The 15,768-nt window shown below is 30.1% G+C and carries 14 protein-coding genes and 1 pseudogene; all 15 read right to left on the reverse strand.

Translation table 11 applies throughout. The features are described 5' to 3' along the window. Positions 1-111: 111 nt before the first annotated feature. The gene (locus tag QX51_RS06595; RefSeq protein ID WP_039679103.1) at positions 112-372 is read right to left on the reverse strand and encodes a PqqD family protein; all 261 of its coding nucleotides are present in this window, start codon (positions 370-372) and stop codon (positions 112-114) included. Between the two features lie 31 nt (positions 373-403). Then, positions 404-1,522 (reverse strand): radical SAM/SPASM domain-containing protein, encoded by a 1,119-nt coding sequence (locus tag QX51_RS06600; protein ID WP_052232919.1) that lies wholly within the window; start codon positions 1,520-1,522, stop codon positions 404-406. Beyond that, the gene (locus QX51_RS06605) at positions 1,522-2,394 is read right to left on the reverse strand and encodes a hypothetical protein (RefSeq protein WP_039679104.1); all 873 of its coding nucleotides are present in this window, start codon (positions 2,392-2,394) and stop codon (positions 1,522-1,524) included. The genes QX51_RS06600 and QX51_RS06605 overlap by 1 nt, the downstream gene beginning before the upstream one ends. A gap of 90 nt (positions 2,395-2,484) precedes the next feature. Then, positions 2,485-2,742, reverse strand: coding sequence for a hypothetical protein (locus tag QX51_RS06610; RefSeq protein ID WP_039679105.1), 258 nt, complete (start codon positions 2,740-2,742; stop codon positions 2,485-2,487). Positions 2,743-2,773: 31 nt separating this feature from the next. Continuing rightward, a complete protein-coding gene (locus QX51_RS06615) occupies positions 2,774-6,943 on the reverse strand; it encodes a VWA domain-containing protein (protein WP_039679106.1) in 4,170 nt (1,389 codons plus the stop codon). Positions 6,944-7,103: 160 nt separating this feature from the next. Further along, on the reverse strand, positions 7,104-7,904 hold the full coding sequence (locus QX51_RS06620) for a hypothetical protein (RefSeq protein WP_039679107.1): 801 nt from the start codon (positions 7,902-7,904) through the stop codon (positions 7,104-7,106). 223 nt (positions 7,905-8,127) lie between these two features. After that, entirely contained in the window at positions 8,128-9,888 is a 1,761-nt protein-coding gene (locus QX51_RS06625; protein ID WP_039679108.1) for an ABC transporter ATP-binding protein, read from the reverse strand. A 202-nt stretch (positions 9,889-10,090) separates the two neighbouring features. Continuing rightward, entirely contained in the window at positions 10,091-11,635 is a 1,545-nt protein-coding gene (gene murJ, locus QX51_RS06630; protein ID WP_039679109.1) for a murein biosynthesis integral membrane protein MurJ, read from the reverse strand. 396 nt (positions 11,636-12,031) lie between these two features. Further along, entirely contained in the window at positions 12,032-12,658 is a 627-nt protein-coding gene (locus tag QX51_RS06635) for a DUF6198 family protein (protein WP_039679110.1), read from the reverse strand. 358 nt (positions 12,659-13,016) lie between these two features. Beyond that, a complete protein-coding gene (locus tag QX51_RS06640) occupies positions 13,017-13,892 on the reverse strand; it encodes a metallophosphoesterase (protein ID WP_052232933.1) in 876 nt (291 codons plus the stop codon). Between the two features lie 112 nt (positions 13,893-14,004). Beyond that, positions 14,005-14,091: pseudogene (locus tag QX51_RS21775) on the reverse strand (peptidoglycan-binding domain-containing protein); the annotation flags it as partial. 15 nt (positions 14,092-14,106) lie between these two features. Then, positions 14,107-14,382, reverse strand: coding sequence for a hypothetical protein (locus QX51_RS06645; RefSeq protein ID WP_039679111.1), 276 nt, complete (start codon positions 14,380-14,382; stop codon positions 14,107-14,109). Positions 14,383-14,415: 33 nt separating this feature from the next. After that, complete coding sequence (locus QX51_RS06650) at positions 14,416-14,601, reverse strand: hypothetical protein (RefSeq protein WP_039679112.1); 186 nt, start codon at positions 14,599-14,601, stop codon at positions 14,416-14,418. A gap of 6 nt (positions 14,602-14,607) precedes the next feature. Then, positions 14,608-15,045: a hypothetical protein gene (locus QX51_RS06655; protein ID WP_039679113.1), complete on the reverse strand. Its 438-nt coding sequence runs from the start codon at positions 15,043-15,045 to the stop codon at positions 14,608-14,610. Positions 15,046-15,341: 296 nt separating this feature from the next. Continuing rightward, entirely contained in the window at positions 15,342-15,611 is a 270-nt protein-coding gene (locus QX51_RS06660; protein WP_039679114.1) for a hypothetical protein, read from the reverse strand. Between the last annotated feature and the right edge of the window lie 157 nt (positions 15,612-15,768).

Genomic DNA, 15,768 nt, shown 5'->3' on the forward strand with positions numbered 1-15,768 from the left:
TTTTTGTGTACCCCTTTATCTCTGTGTAAATTTTCTCTTTTTGTGATTCTACCTAGTTAAATTATAGCACTAGAAAAGGGCAATTTTCATTGCCCTTTTTAGAATAGTTTTTTATATTATATCTGCGTTTTTAAGTATATCTAAGAATTCTTCCATGTCTACTTTTGCTGTTTTTTCATCTACTTCATATTCTGATAGAATTTTCTTTAGCATTTCATCTTGATTTTCTACTGATTCTAAGTTTTCCCAAATAAATGCTCCCACATCATTCATTGTTATAAGTCCATTAAAATCTATTGCTGTATTTCCTATTGGTACTAATATATAGTCCCCTGCTATTTCTCTCTTAATAAAATCTTTCTTAATTTTCACTATAATCCACCTCCCATTTATCTACTCATTTTTATTCAACTGATTTTAACATTTCTTCATATATAGATTTTGTCATATCACAAATATAAGTAGGCTTTTTATCAAATTCACCTGTCTCAGCATATGCCACTGATGGACAAACATGACATATGGATTTCAAATTACATACACTACATTCTTGAGGTAAAAATATTTTATTCGTTTCATCTAATATTTCTTTCCAAGCATTCTCAAATCCAATTTCAAATGGATTTGATTTTGGAAAATTCATCATACCACATGGTGTCATTTCGCCCTTCCAATTTATCCAAAATGTACATCTTCCTGCTCTACAAGACATAGGTATAAGTTTACTCTCCCCTTGTCTTATTTGTTCTTCTCTTAAACTAACCATATTTTTCATGTTTTGTGATTTTTTAATTAACCCAACCTTACTTAATCTTAACTTTTCACCAATAAATTCATAACATGCTGCTTTTTCAGATGACATTCTTTCCCCAACGCCAACCTTACTTTTATCTTTTCTTGCTGGTGGAAAAATATAACTTGTGGTTCTAATTTCAATATTTTTTTCTTTTGCAAATTTATGTATATCTTCCATATCATTAATATTATACTCTGTTAAAGTCATACTAATTTTAACTGGAATATTAGCATTTTTTAATAAGTCTATTGCATTGCTGACTTGATCAAACCCATTTGGATTATTACATAGCTTCTCATAAGTTTCATTTGATGAACCATATACAGTAATATTTATCCTAGATGGAGGTATTTCTCTCAACCATTCTATTGTATCTTTATCAATCATAGTTGCATTTGTATTTATTTTAATAATAAATCCCATCTTAGCTAATTCAGTATAAATTCTCCTAAAATCTTTTAATAAGAACGGTTCTCCTCCCGTTATCAATAAAAATAACATTCCTGCATCTCTACATTTCTTTCCTAATTCTATCCATTCATCTGCAGTCTTTTCTGAGTATCCACTACTTTTTATTTGTTCACTAGACATTCTCACATAACACATCTTGCAATTCAAATTACATCTTGGTGATAATTCAAATGTCCCTGCTAGTGGTATTTTTTTTACACATGCTTTTCTATATAGATATTCGGTTATTTGTGGTTGTGTATTCTGTTCGTGCATCAACTATTCCCCCTTATTTTCCCCAATTCAAGATAATCTCTAAGCAAAATAACTGCATCCACATTTGGAAGACAAGTTAACTCTATTATCTCTATATTATTTACTATATCTTCTACTATATCTGATACCTTCAATACACTTTCTTTATCCCATATATTTACTGTAACTTCACTTATAATTCTCTTATAAGCTTCTATCTTACTTATCTTGCGGATAATATTTTCATTTCCTTGCTTTAAGACTACTATAATTCCTATTGGATATCTTTCATTTTCACAAATGCTAGAAGATCCACAAAACGGTATGCCCATTGAAAAGTATTTATTATCTATTTTTTTAATTAATGCTCTGTCTCCATTTATTATCTTTGCCTTTAGAGTTTCATTCCATAAATTAGCTTGTGTAGACTTTCCTGTCCCTGATGGAGCAGTAAATAATATACTTTTATCTTTAAATAGAATATTTGATGAATGCAGTACTATACTATTATTTTTTAGAAATAAATCTTCCATTACTAATAGTTCTAATAAATGTTTTGTGCTATAAAATGCCTCTTCTTTTCCTTTATAAATATTACAGGTATACTGTGATGAATCTTTTTCAAATTCAACACAAGCATAATCTCCAAATAAATCATTCATACCATATACTCTACTTGTTTTCTTTCCATCCTTATATACTTTCATTTTACTGTTTTTAAATATCATTTTTTCATCTTCAAAAACATAAGGATTTGAAATTTTAACTTTATATAAAGCATCATATTCTTCATCATTTTTTATATATATAAACTTATCTAATATATCATAGTCATTAAATTTCATATCTGAGTCTATTGCTATTAAAATATCCCCTATTTTATATGATTTCATTTTACCCTACTCCCTTTATGAAAGTGTATCTATAAAATATGGCCATGTCAAAAGACATGACCATACCTATTTTTATAGTATATTTAAATTCTATGAAGTAAAGAAGTTTCTATTTTCAGGTCCATGATAACAAACCCCATCAAATTTAAATTCAGGATCATCCATCCAGCCTCCTAAACAATCATCATTTGCCGTGTTAAATAAATATTCTCCACCTATTGTAAGCCATGAGTGACATACATTCCCATCAGCAAAGTTAAGTTTTTCTTCGCATGGACTACCAGCACAAATTTCTGACATACTATAATCCTCTATTAAAATTCTTGGTTTTTCATATTGTTTTTTCATATTTCCCCTCCTTTGTTATTAAGCTAAAAACCTATTTAAACCATTTTGAAAATAAATTTTTAATTGTATTTTTTATAGTATTAGCAACTTTATCAAGGGTATTATTTTTATCATTACTTGGATTTTCATTAGGCTGCTCATCTGTACTATCTTCAGTTTCATTATCATCTTTTGATGAATCACTACCTTCAATACTATTTCTATCTAATGTCATTTTTACAGTATATTCTCCTACCTCTATATTTGACAGTATTGATGGTTGAATTAAAGGTTCTTCATCATAAGTAAATTTAATATTAGTTAAAGATACTATTGCATCACTATCTCCTGTATTTGTAATTACTACATACGCTTCACCATTATCATCAAATACTATTGCATTAGTAACATCGTAATACATATCTGTAGCACTATTTAGTGTGAAATCTTTAGTAGAATTAACATTAGAACCTATTGCAACTTTAGTTGATCCACTTGGTGCTTTTGCTCCTATTTTTATTGATGTAGGAGTTGAAGATTTTAACTTAAATCCTATTGAGTTACCTTTTGAAAGATAAACTTCATTATTAGGTCCTAAATCTTTATAATTTGATATAGTTGGTGTATCTCCTTTTGAGTCCACAAATACTATTCCTGTTGCATTTGTATCTGATGTTAAGCTATCTGTATCAAGTAATAGATTTCTTATTTCTTTAACAATGGCATTGGCTTCTTTGTCATTTTTATATTGATTATTTGCTTCTGCTGCATCTTCTCCATTTGGATCTATTGGATTATATATACGTATTCCATCTATATAAACTGTACTTGGAGTTGTTTCTCCTGCTGAATTAGTTGATTCACTTATAGTTATTACAACTCTATATTCACCATAAGTTAAATTATTTACATTAACTACAGGTATTTGATATAAAGCTCCTCCCTCAGTTTCATATACTGTGTTTCTTGCAATATTTTTAACTAATTTACCATTAGAATTGTATACCCTTACTTTCATCCATCCTGTATTATTATCAGTTCTACTAATTAAATCAAAACCCGTTCCTTTGAATTTAAATTCAGCAGTAGCAGATTGACCATCTTTTGCTGTTACAACATGTGCTGATCCATAGCTAAAAGTTCCATCATTTGAATACGAACTATCTTTACCATATGTTGCATCTGAGCCTTGATTACTATCTTGTTCTTCTTTTTCTGTAGCATTATAAGAAGTATCCTCTGCTACAGTCCAACCACCTCCAAATATGATTCCATTTGTTCCATCTGGATTATCACTACCAAAGTTATCTTCATAGTAAACTGAAGTTGCTGGTATTACAGATATAGAAGAATATTTATAGAAATCATCTTCTTGACCTTCGCTATTAGTAGTTGTTCCTGTTGCTTCGTAATAGAATTTATCAATTCCACTCATATATTTTGATAATGTATAAGTTACATCACCAGTGTTATTTTTAACTTTTGCTGAACCAAATTCTTCATTTGCAGTTTCTAAAAATGCATCATTATGATTTTTTGAAACTCCTGTATTTAATTCAGTGCCTATACTTGTTCCTTCTTGCTTCGCGATACCATTTAATTTAATATTTTTCAAACCATCATTTGATAAAACATTAAATGTTATTGGTTTTCCATAATCAAGAACAATAGAATCTGATTTCAGATCAGTACTTGTCATAACACCAAATGCTACAGATGATGTAGTATATGGTGTATCAGTATTAGATACTTTTGTACTCTTATCGTTATCTGAGTAAGTTCTTACTGCACCAGCTTGACCTACTCCTGTTATCTTATAAAATGCATCATTATTATGTAATGTATATCCATTTGGAGTATTATCTGATGCTTTTATATCAACATTTTGGCCTTTAGTAAGTCCTTTTGTTTCTGATGAAATTGTCTTTCTATATTCATAAGGAACTACTGTGCCTGCACTATTGATAGGTTGACCTTCTTTATTAACTAAATAATATTCAACTTTAACATTTGCGCTCTTCCATGGTAGAGAAGGCTTTGCAAATTCTTTTTCCCATGGTTTATTATTTATATTTGTATAATTTAATTTTGCCGATTCATTAGTATCATAGTTTCCAGCATCTCTAGTTCCTTCCATAGAACCTGTTAAATATACTGGGTAACTTAGTACTATCTCTTCTTCTGTAATATCTCCTATAGTCCAAGTAAATATTTCTGTACTTAAATCATAAGTAAAGTTTTTAGCTACTATCTTATTATCTACAATAATATTTGCATCTGTTTTCTTATCTGATTTTGCAATTTTTCCGTCTTTACTAAAAGTAACTGTTTCTTTAGTAGTAAATTGATTTGTACGCTTACCTTGGTCATCTAGTTTATAACTTAGAACTTTTATTGTTGTATCAAAATCAGTTGGGAATGTCGCTGCAGTTACACCTGATGGATATTGTTGTCCCATTTGCAAATTAAAACTACTACCCATTTTATCTGTTACACTAGCATTAGTACCTGCTTTTTTAATAGCTGTACCTATGTTAACAAAAGCATCATCTAGTTCACTTGCACTTTGAACTGAGTAAAAAGTATCTGACGATGATGCCATCCAATCTCTTAATATCTGCTCTGTTTGCGCTTTTGAAAATCCACTATAATCAGCTAAACCAAATCCAACTGTATACATAGTAGCTGGAAGATTTTTAACATTAGTTGAATATTTGTGAGTTGTTGCTACTCCTGCATTAACTAAGTTATTATATGTTCGATCTGACATTCCAACACCATAGTCATTATACCCATTTTGTGGCGCTCCATCACTTAAGAATAATACAGATTGCTCTCTGTTATATCCACTTTGACTTTTAGCTGTATTTAAAATATTATAAGCAGATTTTACACCTGCATCATAGTTTGTATTACCTCTTCTTACGGTATTGCTCAAACTATTTATTGCATTTTTCAAAGTAGTTTTATCATCACTTAGCGCTACTAATGTTGTTGCATCATCATTAAATGTAACTATAGCAATACGGTTATTTGAAGAACTTCCATCTGCATTATCTTCTAAAACTTTTTCTATAAATTTAATAGAAGCTTCCTTTGCAACCTGAGCTCTAGTTTTATTAGTACCACTTACCTTTGTATTCATACTGTAAGATCTATCAAATACTAATACTGCATCTACGCCTTTTTTAGATGGAACACCCGTAACACCAAGTTCAATTCTTGCAAGACCGGTACTGTCGAAACTTGATTTTGTATCATCAGTAACATCTTTGCTAACTCTTACCGAACCTTGGTTTGGATATTCTGCATCATCTGGTATTGTTGGATCTATCGCTGTTATTGTTGAATCTTTAACTTCTACTTTAAATATAAATGTTTGATTTTCATATTTTACTGTTACAGTTTTTTCTCCTACTGAAGAACTATCAAATCCAGTAACTTCTACACCATCTTCTGTTAAAGATATATCTTGTTTAGTTCCATCATCTCCTGATTTTGTTATTTTTCCTCCAGTTAAATCTATACTTTGTCCTACTTTATATGATGTTTTTGTTGGTTGTGTAAAAGTGTAAGTATAGTTAACTGTTATTGGTATTTGTTTGTATATTGTCATTTTATAAGTTGATTCTGAGGATCCATCACTCTTGATTTGTTTTCCTAAAAACATATTATTTTTATACTGTAAATAATTACTTTTACTAGTTAAATAAGAATAATCATAATATATATTAAAATACTCACCATTCTTAGCTACTACTAAGTCATCACCTTCGATATTCATACTTACAGAGCCATTATTTACACATAACTTCTTTCCTGACATATTACTTATCTTAACATCTGATGCACTACTACTTACTGTCTTACTAAAATTCCATAATACACTATTGTCAACATTAGTAATATCATAAAATCCGTCACTTCTGTTTGTAATACTTACACTTGTATCATTACTATTGCTATCACCTTTATTATTTAATGCCACACTATTACTTCCATAAACAATTAAATAATTGTCACTAGTACTATCTATCTTACTAACTTTTTCATATTTATATGTAGTTGCTGTTGCTGCTAAAGTTTGTGGTCTACTAGCTGCTTTACTACTTTTTTTACTTACCTGATCTGCAAATGATGATACAGAACTAAGAGGAAGTACTGTAATAGTCATAGCTAATGCTAAAAGTGTCGACATGAATTTCTTCATTATTTTCCCCAATTAATTTTTCCCCCTTTTCAAAATCTTTGTTAATTTATCTTTAGAAAAACTAAAAATAAATCCCCCCCTTATTAAAAGATTAAGATAAATCAACCCCATAAATTTTATATAAATATTAAATTATAGATCTAGCTAAAATCCACAATTAATAATATTTATTTTACTCTGATGGAACATTATCCACCATTAATATATGACTTCCATTTTTATAGAAATGAGAAGTTTCAGCTTCCAATATTGCTCCTGCTTTCATATTTTCAAATTTTGCTCTATATGTAATACCACCTAAATATGCGCCCCCATTTTGTATATTTTTGTAGTATACATATACTGTTCCTAAGTCTTTATCTGAAATATTTTTTATTTTTATCTTCTTGTCTTCTGAGCTTACTATTTGAATTTGCTTGTCCATCATTGGCATTTTTTCTATTGTTGCATCCAATGAGTCTACTACTTTATACTTGTCATCTTCTTTATATTCAACTTTTCCACTTGATTCCATAACTAGAGCTGATGTTTTAGGTTCTAAATTTGATACCTTAAAAGTTACTGTATCCTTTTTATTTATTTTTACATTTATTTCTCCATATTGAATGACTTGATCTGAATTGTTTTTAACTAGAATAGAGAGAACATTAGCTGTTGGTGTGTCGCTGCCATCTTCTACAAATGGACCTGTATATTGTCCTATGTTTTCTATTACTAAATTTGTATTCTCCACACTATAAGGTAGCTTTAGTCCACCTACTTTTTCTTTTGTATTTTCGTTGAATCCTGATATGTCTTCTACTTTTGCTGAGTCTGCTTTTGGAATTTCTATAGCTTCACTTTCTACTTCAGTAGAGTTTGAGCCTTTATTTGAATTACTATTTGGTAAATTTTTGTTGTTAAACCACAATCCTCCCCCAAAGATTGTAACTACCACAATAATTCCGGTAACTATTTTCCCCTTTTTATTCAACTTTTTCATCTCCCCATTAAGTTTTCATTATTACTAATATAATAAATTATACCACATTTTACCATTCTAGAAACTCCTATATGTACATAATTTCGTACTTATTTAAAAAACTTACTTTATATATGTATACAAAAATTTTATTTGTTAATTACTTTCAATTGTTTATAATAGAATCTTCTATTTACACAAAAATTACCTCATCAAAACTGAAGCAACTCTTCTTCTAAAAATCCTTTATCAATCTCTCAACTTCCATACAATCAATCTCTGCTACGCTACCTCTATCAATTTTATAAACTCTGTCACACATACTCAGCACACTAGGTCTATGAGTAGTAACAATACAAGTTCTCGCATATCCCATATCCATAATATTTCTAAGAACTTCCCTCTCCGTATAAACATCCAGCGCAGAAGTTGCCTCATCTAGCAACAATATTGGACTTCTTCTAAGCAAAGCTCTAGCAATGGACAACCTCTGAGCCTGACCTTCAGAAAATCCACCACCTCTCTCACCAACTTTACTCTCCAATCCTTCTGGTAACTGCTTCACAAAATCCCATGCACAAGCAGCCTTCAACGCTTCCACAATCTCATCATCAGTGGCATTTTCCTTCACCATTCTCATATTATCACCTATAGTTCCAGAGAATATGGTATTTCCCTGTGGTACATAAGCAAAAAATCTTCTAGTATTTGCAGAAATCTTACACTCCACACCAAAGGCATCTTTCACCACTGCCTTACCTTTTTTAGCATTAATAAGACCCAACAACAATCTCACCATGGTAGTCTTTCCTTCACCAGAAGGTCCAACTAAAGCTACTATTTCTCCTGGATTAGCTTCCACATAAGCCTCTTCAAACACTACTTTATTCTCATCATAATTATACATAACATCTTCCAACTTCACTGAAAGACCCTTATCCAAACCTCCTTTTTCCACTAACTTAACCTTCTCATCATCTATTTTCTCTTCATGAGGCAAATCAAAAAACGCCATCAATCTTCCTGCTGAAGTAGTTGCTGAAATTGCAGAAGGCACCAATCCAACTAGTGCTGAAAAAGTACCTGTCAAAGATCCTGACAACTGTAAAAATAAAGTCATGGTACCATAAGTAATAGCTCCACTCCACAGTCTATACACTCCCCATCCAAAACATGAATAAGAAACCATCATCCCCACCAAGGACATAAAAGAAGAAGTGTATATAGAAAATTTATTGTAATCCATATATACATCTTTGTATTTTTCCTGCATATCTATCAGTCTTCTACTGAAAAGTCCAATCAAATCAAATGATTTAATGGACTGTATATTTTGAAATGATTCTTCATTAAATGCCATTACATCACTGGAAACTTCTCTAGTTCTCTTATTATAAAATCTCATTTTTGTCATAAGCATTTTTGAAAAAATTAGCATAACTGGTGCACTAAGTAGTGCTAAAGCTGCCATGGTTGGATCATAATACAAAATTATACCCAATGCTCCTAAAAACTGTGCCAACTTTGTAATCAAGCTGGGAACCCATCCTAGAACACTGTTTGACACTGTTCCCACATCTGAGTTCAATCTATTAAGTAAATCTCCACTATGGAATTTCGTCATAGACAACCAATCAGTGGTCATTATTTTATCATAAACTTCTCTTTGTATTTCATTATTAACTTTTACACTAATTTTTGCTGTGATTCTAGAGGATACAGCTTTGATAATTACACCTAGTATTGCCATTGCTATAATCAGAAACACGATATATCCTATGTTTCTTTTGTCCACCCCTGTTACTGCATCTATAAGGTATTTGGATGCCACACTTCCACCCAAGCTCATGCCAGTTCCTACTACCCCTAATAAAATGTAGAAAAGTATGGCTATCTTGTATCTCTTTGCATATTGATACATCCACTTGGTTTCTTCCCACATCTCCTGTAGCATACCTTCTTGTATTTTTTTTACTACTTTTTTTATAAAATTCATTAGTCTCTCCCCTATAATTTTTCCCTTGTATTAATGATTGTATTTTAAAATGATACATTGTCAACAATTTTTCATATTTAAACTATACTTTTATAATAAACTTGCTTAATTCATGTCGCTTTGGTAAACAATTAAAATAAAAAATACCTCAATTTTTGGATTTTAATTCAACAATTGAGGTATTTTACATTTAATATTCTATTTAATTACTCTTTTTCAACCTTCTCTTCACAACATCCGTAACAATCCTAATCTCGTCAACCTTAAACAGCATAATCAAACCACCATACACAGCAGCTGCCAAAGTCACAGCCACCATCAGCACAACGAACTCCGTTTCCCCACCAGTGTGAGTAAACCTAATCATGTAATGATAAGAATAATAAGCCACAGCACCCATAATCAGTGAAGCCACCAAGCTTTTCGCTGTTGCCCCCACAATCTTATCCTGTCCAAAGTACCCGATCTTCTTTTTCAAACTTCTAAACAACAACATAATACAAGCCATGGAAGACAAACTAGTAGCAAGGGTCAGTCCTGCCAATCCCCAAAACTTGATAAACACCACGTCCATAATCATATTCATAGCCATGGCAATTACACCATTGACCATAGGAGTTTTCGTATCTTGCAGAGAATAAAAAATCTTACCCAGCACATCTCTCAACCCATAAGCCACCATTCCTATGGAATACATAGCAAGAGCTAAAGCAGTCAAGTAAGTTGCATTTGCATCAAACGCCCCTCTTTCAAACAACACTCTAACAATAGGCAATGCCAACACTATAGTTCCCACAGTTATAGGTAAAACTAAAATTATGACACAGTTTATACTTTTAATAACAGAAGAAGTAAATCTCTCCTTGTTATTTTCACTAGATAATTGTGACAAAATTGGATAAATCACTGATGAAATTGATGTTATAAAAATAGCTATAACAAATGATGTCAGCTTATTTGAATAATTCAGTGCAGACACTGTCCCCACTGGTAAAGTAGAGGCCAGAGTTCTATCCACCAAAGTATTTACCTGATTTACTGCCACTCCGATTAACACAGGCATAATCAGCCAAGCCATCTTTTTAATATATTTATCTTTTATATCAATAATTGGTACATACTTATATCCTGCCTTAATTGCATAAGGTAGTTGAAATAAAAACTCACTTGCCATTCCAATCAAAGTCCCCCAAATCATCAAATAAGGGCCATGCTTGATACTAAGTAAAGTTGCCACAATTATAATCACATTCTTTGGCACACTACTAAGACCTGGCATAATAAAATCATTTTTTATTTGTAAATAAGAAGTCATAACATAACTAAGTCCTGTAAACACAATTCCCAAGATAGTTATTCTAGTAAAATTAATTGCAACTTCCAGTGCCTTTCCCTCATATCCCACAGCAAACACATTTACAATTTGCTCTGTGAATATAAATCCAAGGATTGAAAGGACTATACACGCAATCACAACTAAGTTAAACACGTTATTTATAAACTTAAGAGATCTTTCTTCTCCTTTTTCACTATGTACTTCCATATACATGGGTATAAGCACCGTTGCTAAGGTGCTACCTATTATGGCAAAAATAACCTGTGGTATATTCATAGCTGTTACATAGGAATCACTGTAAATGCTTGTTCCATATCCAGCAGCAAGGACTAATTCTCTCCCAAATCCCAGTATTTTTGCTATTATTGTGGCCACCATAAGTCCAAAAGTGGCTCTCGCTAATTTGCTCATAGTTTTGCTCCTTTATAATAAATAAGTTAACTAGCTTATAATTTACTTTTTTACTTTCACATATATTACATTATAGTATTTTTTGTAAGTTTTTAATACGGTATCCTGATATATTTTTTCATTTAATAACTTTTAACAAGCACATCTATATATCTTACAAAGGCATATGAACAACTTTTGTTTTATAGCTCTAGCAAAAATGCGGTGCTCCAAGTCTTCAAAAAAATAAAGCCAATAGTTAACAAGATTCATTATAACTACTGGCTTAAAACTTTTTATCAATATATAAAGTCTATTTTTCTTTTATTTTAATATTCTTTTATTTTAATATTCTTTAATTTTCACATTCTTTTATATTTGTTTAATTTTTATATTTTTTCCTATATTTATATTCTTCTAAATTGCTTTAGCTGGTTCCATTTTATAATTATATATATAATCTATGGTTTTTCCACTTATACTAACTGCGATCAAAGACCAGAAAATATCATATGTTGATAGATAAGATAAAGAAAGTAAAAGTACCGAAATATCTCCTATGAGATAAACCTTTCCAATAGTCATAGATGTTATTTTAGAAATGATTAATGCCAATGCATCGTCTCCACCAGCTGCTGCTCCAGCCCTAACTACTATACCCACGCCAACTCCTACAAATAAACCTGCTAGCACTGTACCTAGTAATTTGCTGTCAAACACAGGCACAAGTGGCCCTATACTTTCAAATACTGCATAAAAAACAGAAAAACCTATTGTTGCAATCATTGAGTAAATTAAGAATTTTTTCCCAAAGAATTTGTATCCTATTACAAATAATGAAATGTCTATTATTATATTTGCCACAGATGGATTTATATTAAAGAGATTTTTTAGTAATAATAAAACTCCTAAAACTCCACCTTCCGTTATGTTGTTTTGATAATTTAAATTGTAAACTCCAAAGGCTAAAATTATAGTACCTAATAAAATTAACCCTATTTCTTTTCTTCTTTGATTTTCTTTTTCCTTGGTCCGCCTATCCATATTAAAACCTTCCCTTTTTTCAAATTTATTAATATTATATTCCTTCAAAAGGCCTTTGTATAGTCGATTTTCAAGAAGTGAGTATTGTGTAAGGAGTGAGGTTGTTTTCATAGTGTATTTTTTTCATTTTTACTTGTTTTTTATTTATTCTCATATATTTAAGTGTTTGTAATGGCTTTGTTGAGGTATTTTTTCACAAAAGTTTAGGCTATAGTTTTTTGTAGTTTAGTATATATATTTTTAGGTTTATAAAAATTTTTGTTTTACTTAGTTTTACTAAACTTAATCTTAAAGAAGGCAAATGGTAATTTTTTGATCCAACATATGAGTACTATTAATTTGATAGATTTTTATTTTATTATTTTGATAAATGTAAATTAACTATTTCTGGTGGATTATTAAATCTAGGCAACTTCTGCTTACCTGAGCCTAACCCACTAGTTATAAGGATTTTTACTTTATTTAAATCAAAAAATCCCTTATCATACTCTGGAAACCAGCCTTGATCTCCACCATAAAGTCCTCCAACAAAAGGAAGAACAACTTGTCCTCCATGGTTGTGTCCACTTACTACTAGGTCTATGTTCCATACTTCTGATGCATCTCCAAATATAAAACTATCTGGTCTGTGTGCCATCATGATTTTGTAATTGTTTGTGTCTTGGAAGTCTGCTAGAAAATCGTATACTCCTTCTTCCATAGTGTCTTTGTCAACATCATTGTTATCATTTAATCCAAAAGCATATGAATACATTCCACCTATTCTTATGTTATTTCCGTTTACATTTATATCCTTGTACTCATTATCAAGTATAGTAACTCCTACACTTTCTAGCTCTTTTAGTAAATCAGATATGCCTGCTTCTATGTAATCGATATCTGTATTTCCCAAGGAATAAAATACTTTGTGGTTTTTGCAGAGCTGTTTCATAAGGTTTGTGACTATTTTACTGTCTTTTGAATCTGAGTTTACTCCATCTCCTACAAAAAGGATAATATCAGGTGATAGAGAGTTTATTTCATTTATTAAGTCTTCGTTGTTTTCTCCTAACTGATTGTCATGAAGGTCAGATATTATAACTGCATTGACTGAGTTGTTAATTTGATTTGATTTTATATTGTAATCACTTACTGTTATTTTATTATAAGATATGTATACTTCATATATCCCAATTAAGCAAATTATTACAAGCAGTAATAAGGCAAATACTATTCTTTTTGTTTTTTTACTCATATCATTCTCCCCATTTTTTAGTATTCTATCTACTATTTTATACATAAATTTATCTTTTTAAATTATGTCATATGATAAAAAATTTTCAATTATAATTACTTTTTCATAAATACTAATCATTAATAATAGCCGTATGAGTATCATGACCAACATATCCATCTGCACTTAATGCCCTTGATTTTTGATAAGCTATTACTGCAGCCTTAGTTTTACTTCAAAAACTTCCATCAGCCTCAATTGATTTTACTGCTTCCGTTTTCTTTCTCTGTATTATGTATGTGGATAAATTAACTCTCTTATCTGGATAATATTGATTAAAAACATCCATAGCTCTTTGTAGTGAATCTATCTTAATATTGATTTCTCTAAGTATATCATCTTTAGGTAAGAATAAATTTTCTTCTATGGTACTTATGATTGTTATCATTTTAGTAAGACTGTTGATTACATCCTTAGGTAAGTTATTATATTTTTTATCCCTCGTTATCATATGTAGTACCATATCCCCCTATGGTTTTTCTTTTTATTTTTTATTTTTATTTTCATTTTCATTTTCATTTTTATTTTTATTTTGTCCACCTATGGTGCACGCTTCCATGACGTTACGTAATTTAAGTATAGTTTTTAATAGACTATATATATCTATTTCTTTAAGATTAGAATTTTGAAATAAATATAATAATAGTATCTTATCTTTATTTTTAGCCATATGTTTTTATATCCCCTTTATAAGATACTTGTTTAGGTCAAAGATTTCCTCAATATTAGAATTTATCCATCTTTTATCGTTTAAATAGTATGATATATACTTCATAGGTAAATTACAAAAGTTATAACTACATACTATGTCTAAAAGTATATGTCTTTTAATATTAAATGTATCGTATTTATCCTCCTTACATATAAAACGAGTTCTTTTCAGTAAATTTTCTTTATTTTTCCTTCTTTTTATATAAGTACGTATAATTTTATTATATCCTTTATCAGATATATAGAAATTTTTCATCATATTGTTTAATACTTTTTCAGAGTAACCCCTTTCTCTAAAAATTTTCAGTATACTTTCTGTTGGATATGATAGGTTATCCTCTATTATATCTAAACACTTATTAAACTCTGTTATTCTATGTATTCTTTTTCTAAACTTTGACATAAATACCTCCTTTTAGCTATATTATAACATCTTGTACAGTGCAATTTTTCTCCCTTTTTTTGTAGTAAAATACCCCCTAGAGAAAAATCTCTAAGGGGTGTTTTTGCATAACTATTTTATATTATTGTCATTTCTATATTACCCAATCTAAAAAAGCCTATGACTTGTCTGAATATAAGTACCACAGGTATCGATACTATGGATGATCCTATTTATTTTATTCATAATAAAAGACATAACACTATGTTATGCCCTTTATACTTGCTATATTATAACAAAACTTCCTTTTAATTATACTATTCAGCTGTAACTGATTTACTTAATCCTCTTCGATTCTGCTCTATTTTCTCTAAGTTCTCATCTAACAAACTTATAATTGGTTTGTATATTAAATTAATTAAGTAAGATGCTCCTAAACAAAGTACAACTAACCATATAAATATAAGCATTGGATACTTTGGTGCATATACTAAATCTTTAAAGAAGATCATATAGAAAAACATATGCACAAGCCACATATTTGTAGAATGTTTACTTAAATAACTTAGTAAATTATCTAACCACATAGGCTTATCTATTAGATTAAATACTACTATATCCTCCGTTTATTGGATTAGCAGTTAAATCTTATGCTAATACTTGTAATCTTCCTTTGATTTTTTCTAATTAATAACTCTTCACCAATGTTTACTTCAACACCTGCTGAATTGTATCCTCTATATT

This window comes from Terrisporobacter othiniensis (assembly GCF_000808015.1).
Taxonomy (GTDB): Bacteria; Bacillota; Clostridia; order Peptostreptococcales; family Peptostreptococcaceae; genus Terrisporobacter; species Terrisporobacter muris.

Bases quoted from the DNA above. Each gene is read 5' to 3' on its own strand.
- QX51_RS06625 (WP_039679108.1), bottom strand. From the start codon at position 9,888: ATGAATTTTATAAAAAAAGTAGTAAAAAAAATACAAGAAGGTATGCTA.
- QX51_RS06640 (WP_052232933.1), bottom strand. From the start codon at position 13,892: ATGAGTAAAAAAACAAAAAGAATAGTATTTGCCTTATTACTGCTTGTA.
- QX51_RS06635 (WP_039679110.1), bottom strand. From the start codon at position 12,658: ATGGATAGGCGGACCAAGGAAAAAGAAAATCAAAGAAGAAAAGAAATA.
- QX51_RS06600 (WP_052232919.1), bottom strand. From the start codon at position 1,522: ATGCACGAACAGAATACACAACCACAAATAACCGAATATCTATATAGA.
- QX51_RS06605 (WP_039679104.1), bottom strand. From the start codon at position 2,394: ATGAAATCATATAAAATAGGGGATATTTTAATAGCAATAGACTCAGAT.
- QX51_RS06650 (WP_039679112.1), bottom strand. From the start codon at position 14,601: ATGGCTAAAAATAAAGATAAGATACTATTATTATATTTATTTCAAAAT.
- murJ (WP_039679109.1), bottom strand. From the start codon at position 11,635: ATGAGCAAATTAGCGAGAGCCACTTTTGGACTTATGGTGGCCACAATA.
- QX51_RS06610 (WP_039679105.1), bottom strand. From the start codon at position 2,742: ATGAAAAAACAATATGAAAAACCAAGAATTTTAATAGAGGATTATAGT.
- QX51_RS06655 (WP_039679113.1), bottom strand. From the start codon at position 15,045: ATGTCAAAGTTTAGAAAAAGAATACATAGAATAACAGAGTTTAATAAG.
- QX51_RS06660 (WP_039679114.1), bottom strand. From the start codon at position 15,611: ATGTGGTTAGATAATTTACTAAGTTATTTAAGTAAACATTCTACAAAT.
- QX51_RS06645 (WP_039679111.1), bottom strand. From the start codon at position 14,382: ATGATAACGAGGGATAAAAAATATAATAACTTACCTAAGGATGTAATC.